The sequence below is a fragment of the Afifella marina DSM 2698 genome (assembly GCF_900102695.1).
GTDB lineage: Bacteria > Pseudomonadota > Alphaproteobacteria > Rhizobiales > Afifellaceae > Afifella > Afifella marina.
The window spans coordinates 547,709-572,809 of record NZ_FMVW01000002.1 but is presented as its reverse complement, the minus strand read 5'-3'; the positions used below and the strand labels follow the sequence as shown (position 1 = coordinate 572,809).

Here is a 25,101-nt window from a genome sequence, read left to right as displayed (position 1 = left end):
CAGCCGCGTCAGCCGGCCTGCGCGTGCAGACGTTCGCCGCGCGCGATCAGCTTGTTGACCGCGGCGAGATAGGCTTTTGCCGAGGCCACGAGCGTGTCGGGATCGGAGGCGCGGCCGGTCACCGCCCGGCCCTCACGATCTTCAACACGCACAGAAACCTCCGCCTGCGCGTCCGTGCCGCCGGTCACCGCATGCACCTGATAGAGCGCCAGGCTCGCCTCATGCGGGACGAGCGATTTGATCGCATTGAAGGTTGCATCGACCGGGCCATTGCCCGTCGCCTGGAAGGTGCGATGTTGCCCATCCTGGCTGACCGTCAAGGTCGCAGCCTGCGGGCCCATCGTGCCGGCGATGATCGTCAATGCTTCCAGCCGAATACGGTCGGCCGCATTCGCCAGCTTCTCGTCGACCAACGCCTCGATGTCCTCATCGAACACATGCTTCTTGCGATCGGCCAGCGCCTTGAAGCGGTTGAAGGCATCCTCAAAGGCATTGTCGCCCAGGTCGTAGCCGAGCTCCTTCAGCTTGGAGCGGAAGGCATTGCGGCCGGAATGCTTGCCCATGACCAGCGAGGTCTTCTGCACACCGACCGATTCCGGCGTCATGATCTCGTAGGTCTGGGTATGCTTCAGCATGCCGTCCTGGTGGATGCCGCTCTCATGCGCAAAAGCGTTGCGCCCGACGATCGCCTTGTTGAACTGCACGGGGAACGAGGTGGCCGACGACACCATCTTGGAGGCGCGCGTCAGCATCTTCGTATCGATGCCCGTGTGATAGGGCAGCACGTCCCGGCGCGTTTCGATCGCCATGACGATCTCTTCCAGCGCCGCATTGCCGGCCCGTTCGCCGATGCCGTTGACGGTGCATTCGATCTGGCGGCAGCCGCCGGTGACGCCGGCGAGCGAATTCGCCACCGCCATGCCGAGATCGTTGTGGCAATGAACGGAGAAGACCGCCTGATCGGAATTGGGTACCGCCTCACGCAGGCGAATGAAGAGATCACGGTATTCGTCCGGCGTGGTGTAGCCGACGGTATCGGGGATGTTGATCGTCCCGGCGCCAGAGCGGATCGCCGCCTCGACGCAGCGGCACAGGAAATCGAACTCCGTGCGCGTGCCGTCCTCGGCCGACCATTCCACGTCGTCGACCAGATTGCGCGCACGAGCGACGGAATCGGTGACGAGCTGCAGAACCTGTTCCGGCTCCTTCTGCAGCTTGAACTTCATATGCACCGGCGAGGTGGAGATGAAGGTGTGGATCCGCCCGCGCTTTGCATGCCGCACAGCCTCTCCCGCCCGGTCGATGTCGCCCGGATTGGCTCTCGCGAGACCTGCAATGACGGAATTCTTCGAGCGGCGGGCGATCTCCGAGACCGCCTCGAAATCACCCGGCGAGGCGATCGGAAAACCCGCTTCGATGATGTCGACGCCCATCTGGTCGAGAAAGGCGGCGACATCGAGCTTTTCCTCGAACGTCATCGTCGCGCCGGGGCATTGCTCGCCGTCGCGCAAAGTGGTGTCGAAAATGACGACGCGGTCGCCTTCGGATCGGACTTCGTCGGTAATGGTCATCTGAAATTCTCCTTGCCGGTCTCCCGGCTGGCCTCATCGAGGCGCTGAACGTTTCGGCTTGTTCGCGTCTCCCCTGAGTGCCCGCCCTGTGCGGCTCGGTCGAAACCGGCCCGGGCTGTCGACGCTCAGGGGCGCCTAAGGAGAAGGTCGAGGGAAAGGAGGGTAAGCGACAGCGCCGCGCCCGAAGGGGCACGGGAGAAGGAAATGTCGCAATGCTTCGTCGGCGAGCGCATTCGAATGGCGTTCCACAACGTCAACACAGCTGGCTTTTTAACCGCAGCGTCGAGCAAAAGCAAATACCAGTGAGGCCGCCGGGCCCCACCCACATCGAAACCGCGCATTGGTGCCGCGAATTTGGTACGCACGCGGGGCCTCATCAAACCTGAAGCATACCTTCCATCACCTGCACGGCCGACCCGCCGATTCGCACCGCCGTGATGGTGGAACGCGTGACGCTGACCTCGAGGCGGATGATGGAAGGCCGGCTCATCTCGAAACCCTGTTCGATGCGCACGGCATGATCGCCGTCCGGCAATTGGTCGAACTTGAGGAGCTGGCCGGCGAAGGCCGCCGCGGCCGAACCGGTCGCCGGATCTTCCGCAATCCCGAGCGAGGGGGCGAGCATGCGCGCCCGAAATTGGTTGTCCCGCCCCTCCGGATCCCGGCAATAGAGATAGACGCCGTCCTGGCTGAAGGTTTCGGCCCAGGCAGGATGCGCCGGATCGATGGCAGCGAGTGCGGCGCGGTCCTGCACCGGCACGAAATGAAACGGCAATCCCGCCGACCACACCATCGGCTTGTGATTTTCAAACAGCAATTCGCCCGTCGTCAGCCCGCAGGCCGCGGCGATTTCGTCGATCTCACGGGCAGGCCCCATTTCCACGGGAAGCTTCGGACAGTCGAACTCGGCGAAGCCTGCCTGTTCGGAAAGCTTGACGCCGCAACGCACCGGCCCAATGCCCTCTTCCAGAACGACGACGGCGTCCTGGCCCGCAGGCTGTTCGCCGAAACGCGCCGAGGCGAGGCAGACGGCCGCACCGACGGTCGGATGTCCGGCGAAGGGCAATTCGCTGAAAGGCGTAAAAATGCGAGCCCGGGCCGAATGCGCCGGATTGTCCGCAGAGAGAATGAAGACCGTCTCCGACAAATTGAATTCGCGCGCGATCGCCTGCATCTGGTCGGTCTCCAGCCCGTCCCCATCGAGGACGATCGCCAGCGGATTTCCGGCCAAGGCCTTGTCGGTAAAGACGTCGTAGATCTTGTAACGGCGTTCCACATCCCCTCCTAAGTGAACACGACACGGCGTATGAGGCTTCTGATCGTCAGACCCTGCACCACGATGGAGAAAATCACCACCGCATAAGTGGTCAGGAGAATCGGCTGCTTCGCGGGCACGTCCGGCAACGACAGCGCAAGCGCAACTGAGATACCACCGCGCACACCGCCCCAGGTGAGCACGGCGATCGACCCGGACGTGAAGGTGCGTTTCAAGGACAGGAGCGTGATCGGGAGGAAGACCGAGATGAGACGTGCCACAAGCACGAGCGGGATCGTGGCCACGGCGAAAAGCGCAAGCTCCGGATCCATCGCAACGATCAGAACCTCAAGCCCGATGAGGAGGAACAGGACCGAGTTCAAAAGCTCGTCGATCACCTCCCAGAAATGAAACAGATAGGTCTTCGTCTCCTCGCTCATGGCCGTGCGCTGGCCCCGATTGCCGACGAGGAGGCCTGCCACGACGACGGCGATCGGTCCCGACATGTGAAGCGCGAGCGCTACGGCATAAAGCCCGGTCACCAGCGCGAGGCTTAAGAGGATCTCGACCGGATAATGGTCGATCGATTGCATCAGCCGGACGGCGATCCACCCGCCGACGAAGCCGAGGAGCGCGCCCCCACCCGCCTCCAGCAGGAAGATCTCGCCGATATGGAGCGGCTCGATCTCGCCTCCCCCGGCCGCAATCGCGAGAAGCACGGTAAACACGACGATCCCGACACCATCGTTGAAGAGGCTCTCGCCGGCGATCTTGACCTCGAGCGATTCGGGCACGCGAACGGACTTCAACAACGACAGCACCGCAACCGGGTCGGTCGGGCTGATCAAAGCGCCGAAGACGAATGCCCAGGGAAGCGAGAGGTCGACGCCCAAAAGGTTCGCCCCGAAATAGAAGCCGAAGCCGATGATGACGGTCGAGATGAGGACGCCGAGGCTCGCCATCAGACCGACGGCCCAGCGTTCCGACTTCAAAAGCCCGAAATCGACATGCAGCGCGCCCGCAAAAAGCAAAAACGCCAGCATGCCGTGCATCAAGGTATCGAAGAAATCGATCTGCCGGATCGTCTGGGTAAAGGCTTCGCGCACATGCGAGCCAGGGATCACCACGTCGAAGGCCACGATGGCGAGCGAGGCGAAAAGCGCCATCAGCAGCATTCCGATCGTGTGCGGCAAGCGGATGAAGCGCACATTGACCCATCCGAAGAGGGCCGAAAGCACGAGCAGAAGGGCAGAAATGTCGAAGAGGCTGAGCATCGGTTTTCCTGGCAATCGCAACCCCGATCCGGTCAGCCAGACCCCTTTCAGATCGTCGCGCGAGAGGGCTTGCGTTACGCCTGATGAACGGGTGAAAGGTATTTTTGGCCGGAGAAACCCTGGGTTGACAAGGATGGAAGATCAGGAAAAGCGGTCCGAGCACCGCAAACGGGCCCTCAAATCCGCGAAAATCGTCTTGAACGACCGCCACTCGACGATCGATTGTGTGGTGCGGGACCTGTCGAAGGGCGGGGCAAAACTCAAAGTGACCAACCCTGTCGCCGTCCCGGAGAGCTTCGAGCTTCTCCTGGAATCGGACAATGTGATGCTGAAGGCCGAAGTGATCTGGCGCAAGGGCGACCAGGTCGGCGTGCAGTTCATCCGCGAACAGGCCGACTGAGGCACGAGAGACCAAAGCAAAAGGGGGCCGGCATGCCGACCCCCTCGAAACCGTGACGCAAGGCGAGGAGTATCCCCCTCGCCGCAGCCTCAGTTCTTCGCCTTGTCGACGAGCTGGTTCTCTTTGATCCAGGGCATCATCTCACGCAGCTTGGCGCCGGTCGCCTCGAGCTGATGCGCGTCGTTCATGCGGCGCGTGCCCTTGAAGCGGGGCTGGCCGGCGCGGCACTCCGTCATCCAATCAGAGGTGAACTTGCCGGTCTGGATGTCTTTCAAGACCGCGCGCATCGCCTGCCGGGCCTCGTCCGTGATCACCCGGGGGCCGGACATGTACTCGCCGTATTCGGCGGTGTTGGAGATCGAGTAGTTCATGTTGGCGATGCCGCCCTCATAGATGAGGTCGACGATGAGCTTCATCTCGTGGACGCATTCGAAATACGCCATCTCCGGCGCGTAGCCGGCTTCCACCAGCGTCTCGAAACCGGCACGCATCAGCTCCACGACACCGCCGCACAGAACGGCCTGCTCGCCGAAAAGGTCGGTCTCGCACTCTTCCTTGAAGGTCGTCTCGATGATGCCGGCACGTCCGCCGCCGATGGCCGACGCATAGGCGACCGCAACGTCGTGCGCATTGCCGGTTGCGTCCTGCTGGACGGCGACCAGGCAGGGAACGCCAGCGCCGCGCTGATATTCCGAACGCACCGTGTGGCCCGGGCCCTTCGGCGCGATCATGATCACGTCGAGGCTCGCCTTCGGCTCGATCAGATTGTAGTGCACGTTGAGACCGTGGGCGAAGGCGATCGCAGCACCGTCCTTGATGTTGGCGGCGATGTGCTCGTTGTAGATGTCGGCCTGCAGCTCATCGGGCGTGCACATCATGATGAGGTCGGCCCAGGCGGCGGCATCGGCAACCGACATGACCTTGAGGCCCGCGCCTTCCGCCTTCTTGGCGGACGAGGAGCCTTCGCGCAGAGCGATCGCCACGTCTTTGACGCCTGAATCGCGCAGATTGAGCGCATGGGCATGGCCCTGGCTGCCATAACCGACGACGGCGACCTTCTTGTCTTTGATGAGATTCACGTCCGCATCGCGGTCGTAGTAAACGCGCATTTCCGGCACCCTTCCTGCAGATGAGAGGGGCTCGCGTCGCGGCGAGCCTCAAAAAGATAATCGCGGCGTTCTAGCGGGCAGAAGGGCGGCGGGCAACCACGCGCGCGCCCGATGCCGGGTCTGCGCCGAATAAACCGGCGAAGAGCCCCGCAGAACCAGCATTCCCTTACGTCGCAAGGGCGCTCGAGCCAAACCGAAAACGGCGGAAAGAAGAGGCTTACTCGAGCCCTGCGTCGTGGCCGTAGCGCACGACCTCGACCTTCTCCAGCGTGACGAGACCGCTGCCCAGCATCGGCTCTGCGGCACGAACGAAGCTCTCGATCTTCTCAGCCGTGTCGACGATTTCGATGATGAGCGGCAGATCCTCGGAAAGACGCAGGATCTTCGACGTGTGCAGCCGGCTCGACCGGCCGAACCCCATCGGCCCACGCAGAACCGTCGCGCCGGCGAGCCCCATCTCGCGCGCCTTCAAAACGATCGCCTCATAAAGTGGGCGGCCTTCATGCTCGTCGCTTTCGCCGATGAAAAGGCGCAGGATGCGCGCATCCTTGGTATCAGGCATGGCTCAGCTTCCTTTCAGACGGTTGAGGCGCACGCCGATACGGTAACCTATCCAAACGGCGACGAGCCAGAGAATGACGGACGCCGCGACGTTGAGCGCGGCCAATCCGAAAGCATGCGCCTGAAGGAAGAGAAACGTCTCCAGGCTGAAAACGGAAAAGGTTGTGAAGCCGCCGCAAAAGCCGGTCAGCACCCCCTGGCGCAGGATCGGCCCCGCCATGATGCGCCCGTCAGGCTCCGTCAGGGTGGAGTAAAGCCCGATCAGAAACGAGCCGACGACGTTCACGAAGAGCGTCCCCCACGCAAAACCCGAGCCGAAAAGCGCAAGCGCGGCCAAGGATGAGAGATAGCGCAACAGCGAGCCGCTGCCGGCGCCGAGCGCCACGGCCATGAGGAGGCGCGCCTGGCGCGGCATGACCTCAGCTCCCCAGCAGCGCATAGGCGCCGCCGAAGCCGGACGCGGCCGCGAGAAGACAGGCGGCAAGCGACACTGCGATGTTGAGGACGGCATCGAGCGGCTCGCCCGCCCGCGCCAGCGCCAATGTCTGCAATGCAAAGGAAGAGACGGTCGTGAAACTCCCGAGGCCGCCCGTGACGAACAGCGCCCAGAGCGGCAGGTCCGACGGACCCTCGCTCGCCGGATCGAAAAACAGGGCGGCAAAGATGCCGATCACCGCACAGCCGATCACATTGACGGTGAGCGTACCCCACGGAAATGTCTCACCGAACCGTCGCGCCACGAGACCCGACACATAAAAGCGGCCGAGGCCGCCGATAGCACCACCCAGAAAGACGAGGACACAGGTCAGGAGAAAGAACGTCACCCCCACCGCCCTCTCAGGGCAGGCAACGAAATCCAGGGGTTGGGCGAGAAGAACGAAGGCAAGACGGGGTCCGGCGATGGGGTCTTGAACCAGCGACGGCCCAAAGGCCGCCCCCTCCCCGCATAGAACAAAGCGCCCCGAAAAAAAAGCGGCGGACCTCCTCTGCACCGCACGGGAGAGACCGGAAGGGTCGCCCCGGCATCGGCACGACCCGGAATTTTGCGCAACAGTGAGTGGAGGACAGATCATGCGCCGCCCGTCCTCACGTCACGACGGCGACCTTCCCCGCAAAGGCGACCACCCCAGGCGAGTCAAGACTCGCATAAAACAAAACAAAAAATACAATCTCTATTCGGACTCGTACCTCAACCGATTGCATCAAATACTCTTTAGATGAAAACACACCTCAAATAGCCGACTCCATTCATTTATACTTTGATCGAAGTCTGGATGCTCCTAGATTCCTCTCCGTGAACATGCGCACGACAAGCGCGGGCCATGACACGAGGGGGAAACATGGCAGCTACGGACGAACCAGCGACGGATGGCAACTCCGTCCTCGATCTTCTGCGACCCAAGGCGACCGGCGGCCTTGTTGTCTCCTTTGCAGAGCGCGCCGGCCGCGACGAGGTTTCGGCCCTGGAGAATGCCATCGGCTCGGGGGTGCGTTCCGTGGGGCTGTCGGATGCGGCCGAGATCAACGCGCTCGACAGCGAACCTGCCCTTGTGTTCGAGGAACTCGGCGTCGCCTTCGTCTCCGAACGCTTCGGGCTGGAGGCGACGAGCTCGATCCGGGCCAAGCTGATGGACACCGAATGCGTGCAGAACGTGCGGCCGGAATTTTATATGTTCGCGATCGAGACCTTCGGAGACACGGCGGAAGCGACCTGGGGCGTCCGTGCGGTCGGTGCCCTCGACAGCCCGCAGAGGATCGAAGAGAGAGGCGAAGGTATCCGCCTCGCGGTTCTCGACACCGGCCTTGATCTGACGCATCCCGACTTTGCCGGCCGCAACATCGTCCAGCGGAGCTTCGTTCCGGGACAGGGCGTGCAGGACGGCCATGGCCACGGCACGCATTGCGCGGGCACGGCTGCGGGTGGTCGGGCCGCACAGAGCCAGTTTCGCTATGGCATTGCCTCCAATGCCGAACTCTATGTCGGCAAGGTGCTCAACAATGCCGGTTCGGGGCGCGAGCGCGACATCATCGCAGGCATGATCTGGGCCATTCAGCAGCGCTGCGCCGTCGTTTCCATGTCGCTCGGCCGCCCCGTCCAGCCCGGCGAAGAACCGGCCCCCGAATATGAGCGCATCGGCCGGCTGGCGCTTCAGCAGGGCTCGCTCCTCATCGCCGCGGCGGGCAACGAAAGCTCCCGCCGCTATGGCTTCATCGCACCCGTCGGCGCGCCTGCGAATGCGCCCTCAATCATGGCCGTGGCGGCCGTCGACCAGTCGTTGGAGGTGGCGGAATTTTCCTGCGGCGCCATCAACCCGGGTGGCGGCGAGATCGATATCGCCGGCCCGGGCGTCGGCATCCTTTCCGCGACCCCGCAGCCCGAGCTTTACAGGAAGATGCAGGGAACCAGCATGGCGTGCCCGCATGTTGCGGGCGTCGCAGCCCTTTGGGCCGAGACCGACCCGGAACTGCGCGGCCAGGCGTTGTGGGACAAGCTAACGGGGACAGCCCGCGGGCTCGACGCTCCGGCGCGCGACGTCGGTGCGGGCCTCGTTCAAGCGCCGCAGGGCCAAGCTGGCGTCTGAGCTGCCGCCGCCCTATGTTAGTGCGTAGCGAAAGACAGGTGGCGAGACGGCCATCTGATACGAGGTCGCCATGGCGGACATTGCCTTGAAAGTCGTTGTCGACGAGGCGCATATCGGCAAGACCGATATGGTGAGCCGATCGGCCGTCAAGGCCGGCATGCGCGTGGAATCGATCGTGCCTGAGATCGGCGTCATCTACGGCTCGGGCGACGAAACGCTGCTGGCGAGCCTTGCCAAGGTGGAAGGCGTGCAGAAGGTGGACAAGGAAACGAGCTTCTGTCTGCCGCCATGCTCGGAGAAGGTGCCGCAATAGGCAGCCACCCCTCGCCCCGCCGACAGCTCTCACACCGGCGGGCACCGCCCCTGTTCCAGCGCCATCACTTCACGATGGTGATCTTCTCCGCCGCGCGGGTGATCGCCGTATAAAGCCAGCGCTCGCGCGTATCGGGAAAGGCAAAACTCTCGTCGAAGAGCACGAGCTCGTCCCATTGCGACCCCTGCGCCTTGTGCACGGTCAGGACATAGCCGTAATCGAAATCGTCGAAACGCCGCTTCACAGCCCAGCCGGGATCGGAATCGGGATCTTCGAAAGCCGATTTCAAGACCTTGATCTTCGCCGTCGGCGAGCGCGGCACTTCATCGACCGCCTTCACCATCAATTGCAGACCGGGACCGCGCGGCGTGCCGACGGAGGCGACGTCCCACAGCGAGCCGTTCAACAGGCCCTTCTTCGGATCGTTCCTGAGACAGACGAGCCGGTCCCCCGCCTCCGGCAACGCGCCGTCAAAGCCTTTCAGCGTCCGCAGGCGATGATTGTAGAGGCGGCGCGTGCGATTGCGCCCGACAAGCACCTGATCGGCCGACATGACGATGTCCTGATCGACATCGTTCTTGGAGATGACGCGGCTTTCGCCATAGGAGCCGTAATCGATGCGCTCGCCTTCGCGCACCCGCATGGCGAGATCGATGATCGGGTTGTCGCGCGCCTGGCGATGCACCTCGGTGAGGAGCATGTCCGGCTCGGCTTCAGTGAAGAAGCCACCTCCCCCCTCGCCCGCCTTGACCGGCGGCAGCTGACCCGGATCGCCGAGCACCAGAATCGGCGTGCCGAAAGAAAGAAGATCACGCCCGAGCGCCTCGTCGACCATGGAACATTCATCGATGACGACGAGGGCCGCCTGCGCCACCGGACTGCCGCGGTTCAACGAAAAGGTCGGCGAGACTTTGGTTTTTCCACTCTCCTCGTCCTCGACGGCCTCTTCGCCGCGGGGCCGATAGATGAGCGAATGGATGGTGCGGGCGTTCTCCGCGCCCTTGGCGCGCAAAACCTGCGCCGCCTTGCCGGTGAAGGCTCCGAACAGCACTTCGCCGTCGACGCCTTCGGCGAGATGCTGGGCGAGCGTCGTCTTGCCGGTGCCGGCATAGCCGAACAGCCGGTAAATCTGCTGGTCAGGCTTCTTCAGCCATTTCGAAACGGCCTTCAGCGCCTGTTCCTGCTGCGGGGAAAACTGCATCGTCTTTCGGGTGTCGTGCTCTCGGGGGATTCTGCCGCGGACACTCGCATGCCGCTGGACAGAAAACGACCCCAACGGCGAGAGGCTAGCCCGACATCAACAAGAACACAATAAGAACACGCGAGCTGTGAAAATCGCGCCTCTTATTTCTCGCGCACGCAGCAGCCCTTGCCGGTTACCTCTCGCGGCATGGCCGTCTGCGCACCCTGCTTGAACGACACCATCACGGAAAAGTCGGTCGTCTCGCCGCTCGGTTCGGTGCAGCTCTGGCCGACGATGCTGGCGATGAGATCGAGAGGTTCGTCTGTGGTCAGCTCGAAATCGTTCGGCGCGCCTTGCTCCACGCAGCCTTCCATCACGAGCGGGCTCTCCTGATAGCCGGGATTTTCCGGGTCGGAGAACCGCACCACTTCGCGCCCCGCGGCATCGACACCGGTCGTGAAGCTCCAAAAAGGCTCCGCCCCGCGGCAGGTGAAGGCGATGTCGAGGCAGGGATCACCCGCAAGCGCCGGAGCGGCAGCAACGATGCTGCCCGCCGCAACCGCTCCCCTGATTATGATTGGCGAAAAGATCTTGCCGAAAGAACTGCGCATGTCATTCCCCCACAGCCGCCACCCATGCCGGGCGCGCCGATCGCTCGAAGCGTGATGCCGGAGAAATTCGCTTTCAAGATGACATTTACTCTCAAAATGACACTGCGGCCCTCACTTCAGCATCGGCCAGAGCGAGGCGACGAGCGCGAGCCCCATCGCGATGTTGAACCATTTGATGCGGACGGGATGGTTGAGCCAATCCTTCAGGGCTGACCCGAAACCTGCCCAGATCGACGCCGAAGGAATGCCCACGAGGCAGAAGACGGAGACGACGATGGCGAGCGTCAGTGCATAATGGTCAGGGTCGGTGTACGCGGCCATGGCCGCGAGCCCCATCATCCAGGCCTTCGGATTGACCCATTGGAAGAGCGCTGCTTCCAGAAAGGTGAGCGGCCCCTGCCCGGCGCTTTCCTCGTGCAGCGCACGCGACATTGCGATCTTCCAGGCGAGATAGAGAAGATAGGCACCGCCCACGACTTTGAGCAGGGTGTGGAGCGCAGGAAAGCGCTCCACCACAGCGCCGACGCCGAGCCCGACAGCCGTCAGAAGAATGGCAAAGCCCACGAGGACACCGACAAGATGCGGGAGCGTCCGGCGGAAGCCGAAATTCACGCCTGAGGCCAGAAGCATCAGGTTGTTCGGCCCCGGCGTCACCGAGGCAACGACGGCGAAGACGATGAGGGCGGAGACGACTTCCGTCGACATGGCGCAGATCCCGAGCAGATTTCAAAAGGCGCCCGGGGGCTTACGCCCGCGGACAGGATTTAGGAGGATTCAGGTCCGCGCGACAGCGCGGCAAGTCCCGTGCGGCAGACTTCAATGAGGCCCATCGGCTGCATGATGGAGATGAATTGCTCCACTTTGGCGGAACGTCCCGTCATCTGGAAGACGAAATGCTCGCGGGTCGCATCGATCACCTCGGCCTTGAAGGCGTCGGCGAGCCGCAGAGCCTCCACCCGCATCTCCCCGTGGCCGGCAACCTTCACCAGCGCCAGCTCGCGCTCCAGCGGCTTTTCCTGATTGCGCGCCACCGCCACGTCGGTGAGATCAGTCACCCGATGGACCGGCACAAGCCGGCCAAGCTGGTTCTTGATCTGCTCCAGGACGGTGACGCTGCCGCGCGTCACGATGGTAATGCGCGACAGATGCTTCTCATGCTCCGTCTCTGAAACAGTGAGACTTTCGATGTTGTAGCCGCGCCCGGAGAAGAGCCCGATAACACGCGCCAGGACGCCCGGCTCGTTGTCGACGAGAACGGAGAGAGTATGCGCCTCCTCCGGATCCTGGCGATCCTCGATGAAATAGGTCGAGGCCGGCGGCGTCATGGCGGGCTTGCCGGTCATGGTCGAGGAATCGTTCATTGTCCTTCGTATCCTTCATCGAACGGCAAAGGCACTTCTCGCAAAAGCACCCGCCGAATGTCATCCGCCAGGCGGTCCGCTGACGGACCGCCGTCACCTCAAACCGGAGCCCTTGAAGCTGGGCCCCTCAAACCAGCACCATCAAACCAGCGCTTTACCGCCGGCGAAAGCCTCTTCGGCTCCCTCCGATTCAGCCGGCAGGATCATCTCGTTGTGCGCCTTGCCGGATGGAATCATCGGGAAGCAGTTTTCGAGATTGGCCACGCGACAGTCGAACAGGACGGGCCGGCGCACGGAAATCATCTCTTCGATCGCGTCGTCGAGCTCGTCAGGCTTGTCCGCGCGCAGCCCGACGCAGCCATAGGCCTCGGCGAGCTTCACGAAATCGGGAAGCGACTCGTTGTAGGAGTTCGACAGGCGATTGCCGTGCAGAAGCTGCTGCCACTGCCGCACCATGCCCATATAGCAATTGTTCAAGATGAAGATCTTGATCGGCAGGTTGTGCTGCACCGCCGTCGACATCTCCTGCATGGTCATCAGCACGGACGCATCGCCCGCGATATCGACGACGAGACTGTCGGGATGCGCGACCTGCACGCCGAGGGCTGCCGGCAGACCGTAGCCCATCGTACCGAGACCGCCGGAGGTCATCCAGCGATTGGGCGCGTCGAAGTGATAGAACTGCGCCGCCCACATCTGGTGCTGGCCGACCTCGGTCGTGATGTAGGTGTCGCGGCCCTTCGTGGCCTGATACAGCCGCTCGATCGCATATTGCGGCATGATCACGTCACGGTTCGTCCGGTAGGCCAGCGAACGCCGCCCCTTCCAGGTTTCGATCTGCGTCCACCAGGACTTGAGATCCGGCTCAGGCGCACGCGCCTTCCACATGGCGAGCATGTCTTTGAGAACATGGGTGACATCGCCGATGATCGGCACGTCGACACGGATGTTCTTGTTGACCGAGGACGGATCGATATCGACATGGATCTTCTTCGAGCCGGGCGAGAAGGCATCCGTACGCCCGGTGATCCGGTCGTCGAAACGGGCGCCGATGCACACCATCACGTCGCAATCGTGCATCGCCATATTGGCTTCGTAGGTGCCGTGCATGCCGAGCATGCCGAGCCAGTTCCGCCCCGATGCCGGATAGGCGCCGAGCCCCATCAGGGTCGAAGTGATCGGAAAGCCCGTCGCCGCCACCAGCTCGCGCAAGAGCTGGCTCGCCTCGGGACCGGAATTAATGACGCCGCCCCCCGTATAGAGGATCGGGCGCTTGGCATGGGCCATCAGCTCGACGGCATGCGCAATCGCATTCTCGTCGCCCTTCATGCGCGGCTCGTAGCCCTGATAGCTCGACCGTCCCTCGGGATCCGGCGTGTGATAGATGCCGGTCGCAAACTGCACGTCCTTCGGGATGTCGACCACCACCGGGCCCGGACGGCCCGTCGTCGCGACATGAAAGGCATCATGCAGGACGCGCGAGAGATCGTTCACATCGCGCACCAGCCAATTGTACTTGGTGCAAGGCCGGGTGATGCCGACGGTGTCGCATTCCTGGAAGCCGTCGGAGCCGATGAGATGGGTCGGAACCTGCGCCGTGATGCAGACGAGCGGGATGGAATCCATCATCGCATCGGTGAGCGCCGTCACCATATTGGTCGCCCCCGGCCCAGAGGTCACGAGAACGACGCCGGGCTTGCCCGATGAACGCGCATAGCCTTCCGCCGCATGGCCCGCGCCCTGCTCATGGCGAACGAGGATGTGCTGGATGTCGTCCTGCTGGAAGATCTCGTCGTAGATCGGTAGCGCAGCACCGCCGGGGTAGCCGAAGATATGCTTGACCCCGTGGTCCTTCATCGCCTGCAGGACCATCTCCGCGCCGGTCATTTCCTTGCCCATCAATCCTCTCCGCCTGGCCGCTCGGGCTCACATTTATCTCGTTTCTTGAGGCAATAAAAAAGGCCCCCGAAGGAGCCTTGGCACGCACCACCGTAAACGCGGCGACCTAGGAGGTCGCCCCGGTGGCGCGCAACGTTACGATAAGCGACGAGATATACATGAGGCGGCTTCTAGGGCGATGCGATCGCAAGGTCAAGCAATAGAATCTTATGCCACAGCCACGCCGGCCGTCTCCCCTCCGTCACGGGCCGCGAGAATGGCAGCTGCCGTGCGCCGGAAAACCTGCGGATCGACCGGCTTTCCGAGGCGCGGACAATTCCGGAAGGTCGCCGGCCAGATGCGTTCCTCGGCGACATGTGCCGTGACGAACATGATCGGCACGCCCGCGGCCATGAGCGCTCGCGCCAGCGGGAAGACGTGCCCGTCCGCAAGCTGCACGTCGAGAACCGCGGCATCGGGTCTGGTTTTCTCGGCGAGCCGAAGCCCCTCCGTCAGCTCCCCGACGGGGCCGAGAACCTCGTAGCCCGCATCGCAAAGCGCAAATTCGAAATCGAGTGCCACCAAAGGCTGGTTCTCTGCGAGAAGAATACGAGCCTGTTGCACCATCATAGCACCGGCGAGATTGCCTTTACGGCCCTGCTGCGTTTAAGCATTAGGAAACAACGCAAATTGTCTCGCCCCTTCCCTGTCATCTTTCCTTGTCACTATTGCCAATGGCGCGATGCGTGATGAGTTCCGCCTCAGACAAGAATGAGGGATGGCAGGCTCGGATGAGCATCGACGGAACGATGGACGTAACCATGACGCCCGAGCGCCACTCCAAATGGGGCGCTGCACTCGGCCGAGCCCGCAACCGCATCATGCTCGCGCGTATGGCGCTTTTCGGCCTGCTGCTCCTGTCGGTGGGTGCGATCCTCTTTTTGACGGTACGCGCCGACCGCACCGATGACTGGGTCGAGCACACCTTGCGTGTGCGCAGCGAGATCGAATCTCTTCTCGGCTCGTTGCGGGAGGCGGAAGGCGCCCAGCGCGGCTATCTCCTCACCGGCGATCAGACCTATCTGAATCCCTATCGGCCGGCCGTCGCGCTATTGCCGGACCAGGTGCAGAAACTTCACGATCTTCTCTCCGACAATCCGCCCCAGACCGCCCGTCTCGACGCCGCGAACACCCTCATCCGGCAGCGCCTCGACCAGATGGATGAGACGATCGAGCTCTTCGCCGCCGGTCAGCGCGACGCGGCCCGTTCCCAGGTCGAACAGCAGGGACGCACCATCTCCAACGGCATCGTACAGCAGCTGCGCGAGCTCGATGCGGAGGAAGTCCGCCATCTCGCTCAGCGACAGGCACTGCAGCGGCGCAACCGCAACCTGCTCCTTCTCGCCATCACCGCCTCGCTGCTCGCGACCGCGGGGCTTGCGACCGCCCTCCAGCGCGCCGAGCGCTTGCACATCGCCGAATTGAACCAGACCAACGCGTCTCTCGAAACGCGCGTGCGCGAGCGAACGGCGGAGCTCGAGATCGAGCGCCAGCGCGCCGAGGCCTTGTTGAGCGACGTCAATCACCGCGTCGGCAACAACCTGTCGATGGTGTCCTCCATCCTCGCCCTGCAGGCGCGTCAAAGCGACAACGAAGAAGCCAAAGCGGTCCTCGACGGCGCGCGCGAACATATCGGCGCCATCGCCTCGGCGCAGCGCCGCCTGCATCTCCTGGCAGGCCGCGACTGGGTCCGCCTCGACGGCTATCTGGAACCACTCGTGGAAGACTTGCAGGAATTGTCGGCCGGCAAGCCGATCACGCTAAAACTCGAGGCCGAGCCGTTCCAATTGCCGAGCAAAGATGCGGTGTCGATCGGCATCATCGTCAACGAGCTCGTCACCAATGCCATCAAATACGCCTTCCCCGACGGCGAGAGCGGCGAAATCCTCATTCGCTCCTATGCCGTGGAAGAGCCCGACCAGGGCTGTGTGATCGAGATCGCCGACAATGGCATCGGCTACGCGCTCGACGAGAGCGAGGGGCCGGGCCTCGGTCGTGTCATCGTCTCCTCGATGTCGCGCAGCCTGGGTGCCGAAATCGAGGCGACGCCGGCGGCGCCGGGGGAAGCGCGCCCGGGCGCGAAACACCGGCTGTTCGTTCCGCGGAAAGCGACACCGCCGGCGACAGCCTAAGCACCGGCTGCAACCTGAGCAGCGCCGTCAGGCGTGGATCTCGCACCAGCCCTCGCCGCATTGGTGACGCAACCAGGTCAGCTGTCGTTTGGCATAGCGACGGCTTTCCGTCTTTCCCCGCTCGACCGCAGCCGTGAGAGCGATCTCGCCCCGCAGATAGGCGGAAAGCGGCCGCACGCCGATCGCCTTCATCGCCGGCAGATCGGCCGGGAGATCGCGCGCCATCAACGCCTGGACCTCTTCAAGTGCACCTTCGTCGATCATCGCGCCGAAACGCCGATCAATCGCCCGGTACACCGCCTCGCGCTGCGGCAGAAGGATGAAGCGTTGCGCCTCGCTCACGAGCGCCGGCTCGCGCGTCTCGTTCTGCCAGTCGATGAGCGAGCGACCTGTCGAGAGCTTCACTTCGATCGCGCGCACGGCCCTTTGGGTGTCGCCCGGCTTGACGGTCCCCGCCGCCTTCGGGTCAAGCTCCTGTAGCCAGCGGAGCATCGCATCGCCGCCTTCGCACTCAGCGCGCGCCCGCACCTCGTCGCGGATCTCGGACGCAATCTCCGGAACCGGAGAAAGACCCTCCGTCAAAGCCTTCAGATAAAGCCCCGTCCCGCCCACGAATATGGCGTTCGCGCCCTCCTCTCGCGCTTCGACCAGGAGACCCTGAACCTCAACGAGCCAGCGACCGACAGAATAGCGCTCCGCCGCATCGACATGCCCGAAAAGTCGATGCTCCAGATCGCGCATCTCGGAAGGCTGCGGACGTGCCGTCAACACCCGGAGATCCCGGTAAACCTGCATGGCATCGGCGTTGACCACTACGGCTCGGCGGCCCCGCGCGTGAAGCCCCTCGGCCAAATCGAGCGCAAGCTGTGTCTTGCCGCTCGCCGTAGGCCCCGCTATCAGCACGACCTCGCCTTCCGCCACATGTTCAGGATCAATTCTCATGCAATCCGTCCTAACGCTGATCGGCTCAAAACGGAAAGCGCCTGTCACCGAGGAGCTGATCGTCGCAGTGACGGCCGAGCTCGGCCGGGCCGGCCTTGCGGCGGGCAACCCGGAATGGCTGTGTGAAGGCGAAGCCTGCGACCTGCCGTTTGCCGGCATGAGCGCATCGGCCCTCGCGGCGGCACGGCAGGTAATCGGTCCGGCCGCCATCGATGTCGCCACGATGCCAGCGGCGAACCGGCGCAAGCGGCTTTTGATCGCCGACATGGATTCCACCCTCATCGACCAGGAATGCATCGACGAGCTGGCGGCCGAGGCGGGCATTGGGGAGCATGTGGCAGAGATCACGGCACGTGCGATGGCCGGTGAACTCGATTTCGAGCCGGCGCTCAAGGAGCGTGTCGGGCTTCTGAAAGACCTTCCGGTCGACGTGGCCGGCCGGGTCCTGGCGGAACGGATCACCTTGAAGACGGGTGGGCGGACGCTTGTCGCCACGATGCGCGCCGCAGGTGCGCACTCCGTTCTCGTGTCCGGCGGGTTCACCATCTTCGCCGAGAAGATCGCAAAAATGCTCGGCATTGAGGAATTCCACGCCAACCGCCTCCTCCACGAAGACGGCCGTTTCACCGGCAAGGTCGCCGAACCGATCCTCGGCCGCAACGCCAAGGTCGAAACGCTGAAGGCGACCCTCGCCCGTCACGACCTCGCGGCAGAGGATGTCATCGCCGTCGGCGACGGCGCCAACGATGTCGGAATGATCGCGCTCGCAGGTTTGGGCGTCGCCCTCCACGGCAAGCCGGCTCTGGTGCGTGAAGCGGATGCCGACATTCGCCATGGCGACCTCACAGCCCTTCTTTATCTCCAGGGCTACAAGCGAGAGGAATTCCACGAGGCAGAGGCGCGCGAACGATGACCAGACTTGAAACCGAGCGTCTGATCCTGCGCCCCTGGCAAGAGAGCGACCGCGATTTCTGGGCCGATCTCAACGCCGATCCGGAGGTGATGCGCTTCTTCGAGACGACCCGCAGCCGGGCGGAATCGGACGCCATCTTCGAGAACCTGAAGGGCCATTTTCTGGTCCATACCTTCGGCTTCTGGGTGCTGGAGCGGAAGACGGACGGCGAGCCGGTCGGCTTCGCGGGGCTGCAGCACACGGATTTCGAGGCCCCTTTCACGCCCGCCGTGGAAGTGGGCTGGCGGCTGAAACGCGCCGAATGGGGCAAGGGCTATGCCACGGAAGCGGCGACCGAAAGCCTCGCCTATGCCTTCGGTCCTCTTGCGCTCAATGAGGTGATCTCATTCACCGTGCCGGCCAATGTCAAATCGCGCCGCGTCATGGAACGGATCGGCATGGTGCGTGACCGAGCCAAGGATTTCGACCACCCGCTTTTGCGCGAGAACTCCGCTCTGAGGCCGCACGTGGCCTATTCGATCACGCGCGACGCGTGGGAGGCTCGGCAGCACCAGAAAGCCTGAGCCTATTGCTCAGGGCTCTCCTCGGCCGGGGCATTGTCTGACGGCAGATCGTCGAGCCGGATCGCTACAAAACGCAGGTCGCCGTCCGGACTGGCGATCAAAAAGAGCGCCGACTGCCGGTCCTGAGCCCGCAGCCGTTCGATGCGCGCCGTGACGTCTTCGGGCTCCGTCACGGCCTCCTGGCTCACTTCGACGATGACGTCACCGGCCGCGATCTGGTTTTCTTCTGCCGCACTTCCGGGTTCCACCGCGGAGATGAGGACACCTTCGATATCGTCGGCAATGCCGTATTCGCTCCGCGCGTCGTCGCTCAAAGCCTCGAGCGTCAGCCCGAGCGTCTCGACCGCTTCGTCGCTGTCCATATCGGAGCCTGGCATGTCGTCGCCGGACAGCGTCGAAACCGTCTGCTCTTCCTCGAGCCGGCCCAGGCGGGCCGTGACCGTCCGTTTCTCGCCCTTGCGAAGAAGCGTGACGTCGACGTCCTTGCCGACCGGCGTATCGGCCACGATGCCCGGCAATTCGCGCATCGACGCAACCTGACGTCCGTCGAAATTGATGATGACGTCGCCGGGCTCGATGCCCGCTTCCGCCGCCGGGCCGCCATCGGTCACGCCGGCGATCAGCGCACCTTCGGCCTTGTCCATGCCGAGGCTTTCGGCGATTTCGTCCGTGACTTCCTGAATGCGCACACCGAGCCAGCCGCGGCGCGTTTCGCCGAATTCGCGAAGCTGCTCGATGACCGGCATGGCGATTTCGGCAGGAACGGCAAATCCGATGCCGATCGATCCGCCGGTCGGTGAGATGATCGCCGTGTTGATACCGACAACCTTGCCGTCGAGGTTGAACAAGGGACCACCCGAATTGCCGCGGTTGATCGAGGCATCGGTCTGAATGAACTTGTCGTACGGCCCTGAATTGATGTCGCGTTCGAGCGCCGAGACGATACCCACCGTGACGGTGCCGCCGAATCCAAAGGGATTGCCGATCGCCATTACCCAATCGCCGATGCGCAGATGCTCCGAATCGCCGAATTCGACCGCCTTGAGCGGATGCGGCGGGTTCACCTTGAGAAGAGCGAGATCGGTCTTGGTATCGCGTCCGACGACTTCCGCTTCGAGCTTCGTGCCGTCAGCGAAGTTGGCGACGATCTCGTCGGCGTCGGCGATGACGTGATTGTTGGTGACGATCAGGCCCGACGAATCCAGCACGAAGCCGGAGCCCAGCGACTGCACCCGTCGCGAGGGCTGCTCGCCCTCGCTCTGATTGCGATTGAAGAAATCCTCGAAGAACTCCTGGAAGGGCGAGCCTTCGGGGACCTCGGGAACCGGAATGCCACGTGACGCGCGCACCCGTTGCGAGGTCGATATGTTGACGACGGAATGGAGGAGGCTCTCCGCCAGATCGGCGAAACTCTCCGGCACGGGTCGGGCGGAGGCAAGGCTTGCCGTCAGCGTCACCATCGCCGCAAGGACAAGGCCCATGCCGGTCCGCGCGACCATGCTGACCGAATTGCGCTCACCCATCAAACAACCTCCTCAAGCCGACGTTATGCCCCCGCCTCGCTTGCTCAACCGCGAGCCAACCAGACGAGGGCAACTCCGAAACCCGCCGAAACCAGGCCGACGGTTCTGAGCATGTCGCTCGGACTAGCCACCGCCTGTTCGGCCACTCGCTTCATGAAGTCAGGAAATAGCGCGTATAACGCACCTTCCAGGGCAAGAACGAGGCCGAAGGCGGCGAACAGGTCGCTCATTGCGGGATGGCGGTCGGCGTCGGTTCGTTCGTCGGCACACCCGGCTCGCCGGCGTCGCCATTGGAATCGGAGCTAGATGAGCCCGTCCCGTCGGTGCCGGTCGTGCCACCGGACTGAGACGAAGACGCCCCATCCGCGGCACCCGAAGGCGAGGTGTTGCTCCCCTCGCCTTCGCTCTGCGCACCGCTCTCACCCTCAGCCGGGGCCGCCCCCGAATCCTGAGAACCCTCCGTTTCGGTCGCATCCGCCCCGCCGGCCCCATTCGGGGTGACGGCGGCTGCAGGCTGCGCCGATCCAGGCTGGGGTGCGGGCAACGAACCGCTCGGCACCGCATCCTGGAAATAGCGGAAGAACTCCGAATCCGGCTTCAAGAGCATCGTCGTGCCGGTGCCCTGGATGGCGTTCTGGTAGGCCCTCATCGAGCGATAGAACTCGAAGAAGTTCTCGTCCTGACCATAGGCGTTGGCAAAAATGGCGTTGCGCTGGGCTTCGCCCTCACCGCGAAAGATATCGGCATCGCGGCTCGCCTCGGCCACCGTCACCTGAGCCTCGCGATCGGCTTCCGCCCGGATGCGAGCGGCCTGTTCGGTACCGCGAGCACGAAGCTCCGCCGCCTCTGCGAGACGTTCCGCCTTCATCCGATCGAAGGTCTGCTGCGACACCTCAGGAAGAAGGTCGGTCCGCTTGATACGCACATCGACGATTTCGATACCGAGATCGACGGCGAGCGGCCGAAGCTGATCGCGCACTTCCACCATCATTGCCACACGTTCTGCCGACAGGGCAGCCTCGAAGGAGCGCTGACCATAGACCCGCCGCAGAGAGGCATCGAGCCGGGTTTGCAGGTTCTGCTGGGCGACTTCGAGCGAGCCCGAGACGTTCTCCCGGAATTTGCGCGGATCGACGATCTTGTAGGCGAGGAACGCATCGACGAGATAACGCCGCCCGTCACGCACCTGCACGCGGATATTTTCGAGATCGAAGGACAGGAGCCGATCGTCGATGATCTGCACCGTCTCCACGAAATTGGTCGGGATCTTGAAGTAGATCCCAGGCTCCTTGATCACCCGGTTGATCTCACCGAAACGCAGGACCAGGGCCTGCTGCCGCTCGTTGACGACGAAGACGGAGGAATAAACCAGGATCAGGATTAAGATCGCTGCGACGAGGAGAATCCACAAGCGCCTCATTGATTGCTCCCCTGCTGGCTCGTGCGCGAGCTGCTTGAATTGGACGACGAGGATCTACGCGCATTGCTGCCCGGCAGATCGTTCAACGGCAGATAAGGGACGACGCCCGAGCCGTTTCCGTCCGTTTCCATGATGACCTTGTTGGAATCCCGCAGCACGCCCTCCAGCGTTTCCAGATAGATGCGCTTGCGCGTCACCTCCGGCGCGAGCCGGTACTCGTTGTAGACGGAGAGGAAGCGCTGAGCCTCACCCTGCGCCTCGGCGATCGTCGATTCCTTGAAGGCCCGGCCCGCTTCGCGGGTCTTTGACGCCTCACCACGCGCCTCACCGAGACGCTTGTTGGCGTACTGCTCGGCCTCGCGCTGGTAGCGATCGAGATCCTGCTGGGCACGCTGCACTTCTTCGAAGGCATCCGCGACCTCAGACGGAGGATCGGCGCGTTCCAGCTGAACACCGACGATGGTGATGCCGGCGCCGTAATTGTCGAGCGTACCCTGCAGAAGGGCGCGAACCTGATCTTCGACTTCCGCGCGGCGTTCCGTGCGCACCTCTTCGGCGCGCGAACGGCCCACATATTCGCGCATGGCGCTCTCGGCGACGCGGCGTACGAAGCCCTCGGGATCGGCGACGTTGAAGAGGAAATCCTTGGGGCTGCTCACCCGCCAGATGACGGTGAAGACCACGTCGACGATGTTCTGATCGCCCGACAGCATGAGGCTGTTGGGGTCGTTGTTGCGTGCGGAACTCGTGCCGATCGTCTCGCGGCGCTGCCGGATCGTGACGATTTCCACGGTTTCGAACGGCCACAGATGGAAATGCAGGCCCGGTTCCTCGACCTGGGGCTTCGGCTTACCGAACACCAGCTCCTGACCGAGTTCGTCCGGCTGCACCGTGTAGACCGCGTTGGTCAGCCAGATGGCGACCAGGATGATCGCGACGACGGCTGCGATCGCGAGATTGCCACGGCCGCCATTAGGGAACATGCCGCGCAGCTTGTCCTGGCCGCGGCGAATGAGATCTTCAAGATCCGGCTGCTGTGGGCCGGACGGCTGCGGCCCGGACCCCCAAGGTCCGCCACGGTTGCCACCGCCGGGATTACCCCACGGGCCACCACCGTTATTGTTGTTACTCCAGGGCATTTAGCCTCCTCGTTTGACCCCATCCGCGCCTTGCGCGCGGTTATAGGCGAGCCCTGCCCGCCCATCAACGCCCGCCCGTCTGCGGATGCGAACCGCTAATCCGCTGGCCACCATCATGCTGCTGCGGCGATCGCCGAAACCGAGTTCCCAAGCAGAGATGCAGGTGCCGCGGGCCACATGGGATAGTGGGAAAGCCAACGCAAGCGTCGCCGAAGCGATTGCATCATCTCCGTTCCAACAGCCGGTAGACGGCTTCGGCCGTATCGCCCTCATGCGTGGGCAGCCGATCGCAGGAAATCTCCTGCCACTGTGTGCGCTCGAACGGCGGAAACGCAACGTCTCCCTCAGGCTCTGCCGCAATTTCCGTCCAGTGCAGAAGGGAGGCTCGCGGCAGGGCCTCGGCAAAGATCTCCGCCCCGCCGATCACGCAGATTTCATCGGCATCGAGCCGTTCCGCCTCATCTTCGGCGAGCGAAACTGCGGCATCGAACGAAGACGCCGTCAGGGCGCCCGGCGCCTCGTAGCCTTCCTGGCGGGTGACGACGAGGTTGCTGCGGCCGGCGAGCGGCCCATTCAGGCTCTCCCAGGTTCGCCGCCCCATAATGATGGGCTTGCCCATCGTGACGGCACGAAAACGCTTCATGTCGCCGCGCACGCGCCACGGGAGCGCACCGCCTCTTCCGATGATGCCGTTTTGTGCCACCGCCACGACGAGAGAGATTTTGGGAGCCGTCACACTGCCACCTTCGCCGCGATATGAGGATGCGGATCATACCCCTCCAGGCGGAAATCATCGTAAGTGAAATCGAAGATCGAGCCGACGGCGGGATTGAGGTCCATGCGCGGCAGCGATCGCGGTGTGCGCGACAGCTGCAACTGCGCCTGCTCCACATGGTTGGCGTAAAGATGCGCATCGCCAAAGGTGTGGATGAAATCGCCGGGCTTGAGCCCCGTCACCTGCGCCATCATCAACGTCAGAAGCGCATAGGAGGCGATGTTGAAGGGCACGCCCAGAAATACGTCGGCCGAGCGCTGATAGAGCTGACAGGAGAGTTTCCCGTCGGCGACGTAGAACTGGAACAGGCAATGGCAGGGCGGCAGCGCCATCTGATCGACATCGGCCGGGTTCCAGGCGGTGACGATCATCCGGCGTGAATCAGGATTGGAACGGATCGTCTCAACCAATTGAGATATCTGGTCGATCTGCCTTCCGTCAGGCGTCGCCCAGGAGCGCCATTGCCGGCCATAGACCGGTCCGAGATCGCCGTTCTCGTCGGCCCATTCGTTCCAGATCCGCACACCGTTGTCGTTCAGATAGCGAATGTTGGTGTCGCCGGCGAGGAACCAGAGAAGCTCGTGGATGATCGACTTCAGATGCAGCTTCTTCGTCGTCAGGAGCGGAAATCCCGCCGCGAGATCGAAGCGCATCTGGTGTCCGAAGACCGAGCGCGTGCCGGTCCCGGTGCGGTCGCCCTTGACGCTGCCCTCATCGAGCACGCGCCGGAGGAGATCGAGATATTGCTGCATCGAGAGTACCTAGCGTGATTCTGAGGCGCCGGCACCGTCCGAGCACCGATCTTCCCCGGCCTTCACAAGGGCGGTTTCAAAAAGCGGATCAGAACATCGGCAGCTGGTCGCCGTCCTTGCGCCGCTTCACCAGCTCTTCCAGCCCGGCAAGATGGCATTTGACGAGGTGTTCGATGGTCGGCCGCACACTGTCGAGGCGGATGGCGCCGAGACGTCCGGCGGCGGAAAGGATGAGAAGCCCGTGCACCGCCGCCCACAGGCCCCGCGCCGACTGGCCGGCAAGCTTATCGTCGATACGCCGATCATGTGCGCGGATCGCCGTTTCCAGCGTGGCGAAGAGCCGGTCGACGGTCGGCTGATTCGGCGGCTCGGCACCGTCGGCAGGCATTTCCGTCTCAAAGACGGCGAGCCAGCGGCGCTCGTTCGCGTGGACGAAGGCGGTGTAGCGATCGGCGAAGTCGAGCAGCACCTCGCGCGTTGCGCGGCCTTCGACTGTCACCTCCGACATCGTTTCGGCGAGGGCAGCAAAGGTGCGGGCATTCACGGCCGCGATGAGCGCGCCGAGATTGTCGAAGAAATTGTACGTGGTGCCGACGGCCACACCAACTTCGGAGGCGACGCGCCGGGCCGTAACGGCCGACACCCCCTCCTCGCTGACGATGCGCTCCGCCGCGTCGATCATGGCGGACCTGATGTCGGCGCTTCGCCGCCTCGTGCCAGAAACCTCGGCCAAATCCGACCCTCCTCCCCTTCCGATTAGCGCAGTTCGCACAACGCCGCCACA

At 63.4% G+C, this 25,101-nt stretch carries 26 protein-coding genes and 1 pseudogene; 6 read left to right on the top strand and 21 right to left on the bottom strand.

Translation table 11 applies throughout. The features are described from left to right. Positions 1-8: 8 nt before the first annotated feature. The 3 genes from BLP76_RS07460 to BLP76_RS07445 all read right to left on the bottom strand — a co-directional run bounded on the left by BLP76_RS07460 (position 9) and on the right by BLP76_RS07445 (position 4,100). Positions 9-1,571, bottom strand: coding sequence for a 2-isopropylmalate synthase (locus BLP76_RS07460; protein ID WP_092811127.1), 1,563 nt, complete (start codon positions 1,569-1,571; stop codon positions 9-11). A 376-nt stretch (positions 1,572-1,947) separates the two neighbouring features. Then, on the bottom strand, positions 1,948-2,847 hold the full coding sequence (locus BLP76_RS07450; protein WP_092811123.1) for a PhzF family phenazine biosynthesis protein: 900 nt from the start codon (positions 2,845-2,847) through the stop codon (positions 1,948-1,950). Between the two features lie 8 nt (positions 2,848-2,855). Then, positions 2,856-4,100 carry a cation:proton antiporter gene (locus BLP76_RS07445; RefSeq protein WP_092811121.1) on the bottom strand — a complete coding sequence of 415 codons (1,245 nt, stop codon included), beginning with the start codon at positions 4,098-4,100 and terminating at the stop codon, positions 2,856-2,858. Positions 4,101-4,233: 133 nt separating this feature from the next. Between BLP76_RS07445 and BLP76_RS07440 the strand changes: the two genes are divergently transcribed. Further along, a complete protein-coding gene (locus BLP76_RS07440) occupies positions 4,234-4,500 on the top strand; it encodes a PilZ domain-containing protein (protein WP_092811119.1) in 267 nt (88 codons plus the stop codon). Between the two features lie 89 nt (positions 4,501-4,589). Here the strand turns inward: BLP76_RS07440 and ilvC are convergent, their stop codons facing one another. From ilvC to crcB, 4 genes are all read right to left on the bottom strand, one after another. Beyond that, positions 4,590-5,609: a ketol-acid reductoisomerase gene (ilvC, locus tag BLP76_RS07435; RefSeq protein ID WP_092811117.1), complete on the bottom strand. Its 1,020-nt coding sequence runs from the start codon at positions 5,607-5,609 to the stop codon at positions 4,590-4,592. 217 nt (positions 5,610-5,826) lie between these two features. After that, complete coding sequence (locus tag BLP76_RS07430; protein WP_092811115.1) at positions 5,827-6,171, bottom strand: DUF190 domain-containing protein; 345 nt, start codon at positions 6,169-6,171, stop codon at positions 5,827-5,829. A 3-nt stretch (positions 6,172-6,174) separates the two neighbouring features. Continuing rightward, positions 6,175-6,585, bottom strand: a complete 411-nt coding sequence (locus tag BLP76_RS07425) for a fluoride efflux transporter FluC (RefSeq protein WP_092811113.1) — start codon at positions 6,583-6,585, stop codon at positions 6,175-6,177. A 4-nt stretch (positions 6,586-6,589) separates the two neighbouring features. After that, on the bottom strand, positions 6,590-6,994 hold the full coding sequence (crcB, locus tag BLP76_RS19060; RefSeq protein ID WP_244514490.1) for a fluoride efflux transporter CrcB: 405 nt from the start codon (positions 6,992-6,994) through the stop codon (positions 6,590-6,592). A 516-nt stretch (positions 6,995-7,510) separates the two neighbouring features. Between crcB and BLP76_RS07415 the strand changes: the two genes are divergently transcribed. Then, positions 7,511-8,752: a S8 family serine peptidase gene (locus BLP76_RS07415; protein WP_092811109.1), complete on the top strand. Its 1,242-nt coding sequence runs from the start codon at positions 7,511-7,513 to the stop codon at positions 8,750-8,752. A gap of 70 nt (positions 8,753-8,822) precedes the next feature. Beyond that, positions 8,823-9,065 carry a hypothetical protein gene (locus BLP76_RS07410; protein WP_092811107.1) on the top strand — a complete coding sequence of 81 codons (243 nt, stop codon included), beginning with the start codon at positions 8,823-8,825 and terminating at the stop codon, positions 9,063-9,065. 64 nt (positions 9,066-9,129) lie between these two features. Here the strand turns inward: BLP76_RS07410 and BLP76_RS07405 are convergent, their stop codons facing one another. The 6 genes from BLP76_RS07405 to BLP76_RS07380 form a co-directional block, all read right to left on the bottom strand. Continuing rightward, positions 9,130-10,266 (bottom strand): ATP-dependent DNA helicase, encoded by a 1,137-nt coding sequence (locus BLP76_RS07405; protein ID WP_092811105.1) that lies wholly within the window; start codon positions 10,264-10,266, stop codon positions 9,130-9,132. A gap of 143 nt (positions 10,267-10,409) precedes the next feature. Beyond that, positions 10,410-10,859 carry a hypothetical protein gene (locus tag BLP76_RS07400; protein WP_092811103.1) on the bottom strand — a complete coding sequence of 150 codons (450 nt, stop codon included), beginning with the start codon at positions 10,857-10,859 and terminating at the stop codon, positions 10,410-10,412. 111 nt (positions 10,860-10,970) lie between these two features. Further along, positions 10,971-11,564, bottom strand: a complete 594-nt coding sequence (locus BLP76_RS07395; protein WP_092811101.1) for a LysE family translocator — start codon at positions 11,562-11,564, stop codon at positions 10,971-10,973. A 59-nt stretch (positions 11,565-11,623) separates the two neighbouring features. Continuing rightward, a complete protein-coding gene (gene ilvN / locus BLP76_RS07390; RefSeq protein ID WP_092811391.1) occupies positions 11,624-12,184 on the bottom strand; it encodes an acetolactate synthase small subunit in 561 nt (186 codons plus the stop codon). 177 nt (positions 12,185-12,361) lie between these two features. Next, on the bottom strand, positions 12,362-14,119 hold the full coding sequence (locus BLP76_RS07385; protein WP_092811098.1) for an acetolactate synthase 3 large subunit: 1,758 nt from the start codon (positions 14,117-14,119) through the stop codon (positions 12,362-12,364). Between the two features lie 207 nt (positions 14,120-14,326). Next, positions 14,327-14,725, bottom strand: a complete 399-nt coding sequence (locus BLP76_RS07380; RefSeq protein WP_171904375.1) for a response regulator — start codon at positions 14,723-14,725, stop codon at positions 14,327-14,329. A gap of 164 nt (positions 14,726-14,889) precedes the next feature. Here BLP76_RS07380 and BLP76_RS07375 point away from each other — a divergent pair, with 164 nt between their 5' ends. Next, complete coding sequence (locus BLP76_RS07375; protein ID WP_170130445.1) at positions 14,890-16,290, top strand: sensor histidine kinase; 1,401 nt, start codon at positions 14,890-14,892, stop codon at positions 16,288-16,290. Positions 16,291-16,317: 27 nt separating this feature from the next. Here the strand turns inward: BLP76_RS07375 and miaA are convergent, their stop codons facing one another. Next, positions 16,318-17,232, bottom strand: coding sequence for a tRNA (adenosine(37)-N6)-dimethylallyltransferase MiaA (miaA, locus tag BLP76_RS07370; protein WP_092811092.1), 915 nt, complete (start codon positions 17,230-17,232; stop codon positions 16,318-16,320). Here miaA and serB point away from each other — a divergent pair. After that, positions 17,231-18,145 carry a phosphoserine phosphatase SerB gene (gene serB, locus BLP76_RS07365; RefSeq protein ID WP_092811090.1) on the top strand — a complete coding sequence of 305 codons (915 nt, stop codon included), beginning with the start codon at positions 17,231-17,233 and terminating at the stop codon, positions 18,143-18,145. The genes miaA and serB overlap by 2 nt on opposite strands. Next, positions 18,142-18,708 carry a GNAT family N-acetyltransferase gene (locus tag BLP76_RS07360; RefSeq protein WP_092811088.1) on the top strand — a complete coding sequence of 189 codons (567 nt, stop codon included), beginning with the start codon at positions 18,142-18,144 and terminating at the stop codon, positions 18,706-18,708. Before serB ends, BLP76_RS07360 begins: the two co-directional genes overlap by 4 nt. A gap of 2 nt (positions 18,709-18,710) precedes the next feature. Here BLP76_RS07360 and BLP76_RS07355 read toward each other — a convergent pair whose 3' ends face one another. The 7 genes and pseudogenes from BLP76_RS07355 to BLP76_RS07325 form a co-directional block, all read right to left on the bottom strand. Further along, positions 18,711-20,231, bottom strand: a complete 1,521-nt coding sequence (locus tag BLP76_RS07355) for a DegQ family serine endoprotease (protein WP_092811086.1) — start codon at positions 20,229-20,231, stop codon at positions 18,711-18,713. 44 nt (positions 20,232-20,275) lie between these two features. Further along, the gene (locus tag BLP76_RS07350) at positions 20,276-20,461 is read right to left on the bottom strand and encodes a DUF2065 domain-containing protein (RefSeq protein ID WP_092811084.1); all 186 of its coding nucleotides are present in this window, start codon (positions 20,459-20,461) and stop codon (positions 20,276-20,278) included. 263 nt (positions 20,462-20,724) lie between these two features. After that, positions 20,725-21,651 (bottom strand): annotated as a pseudogene (gene hflC / locus BLP76_RS07345) (protease modulator HflC); the annotation flags it as partial. Continuing rightward, positions 21,648-22,790 (bottom strand): FtsH protease activity modulator HflK, encoded by a 1,143-nt coding sequence (gene hflK / locus BLP76_RS07340; RefSeq protein ID WP_092811080.1) that lies wholly within the window; start codon positions 22,788-22,790, stop codon positions 21,648-21,650. The gene hflK and the pseudogene hflC, both read right to left, overlap by 4 nt. A 223-nt stretch (positions 22,791-23,013) precedes the next feature. Beyond that, a complete protein-coding gene (locus tag BLP76_RS07335; protein ID WP_092811078.1) occupies positions 23,014-23,526 on the bottom strand; it encodes a dihydrofolate reductase in 513 nt (170 codons plus the stop codon). After that, complete coding sequence (locus tag BLP76_RS07330) at positions 23,523-24,317, bottom strand: thymidylate synthase (protein WP_092811076.1); 795 nt, start codon at positions 24,315-24,317, stop codon at positions 23,523-23,525. Before BLP76_RS07330 ends, BLP76_RS07335 begins: the two co-directional genes overlap by 4 nt. An 88-nt stretch (positions 24,318-24,405) precedes the next feature. Beyond that, positions 24,406-25,050 carry a TetR/AcrR family transcriptional regulator gene (locus BLP76_RS07325; RefSeq protein ID WP_092811074.1) on the bottom strand — a complete coding sequence of 215 codons (645 nt, stop codon included), beginning with the start codon at positions 25,048-25,050 and terminating at the stop codon, positions 24,406-24,408. Positions 25,051-25,101 lie beyond the last annotated feature (51 nt).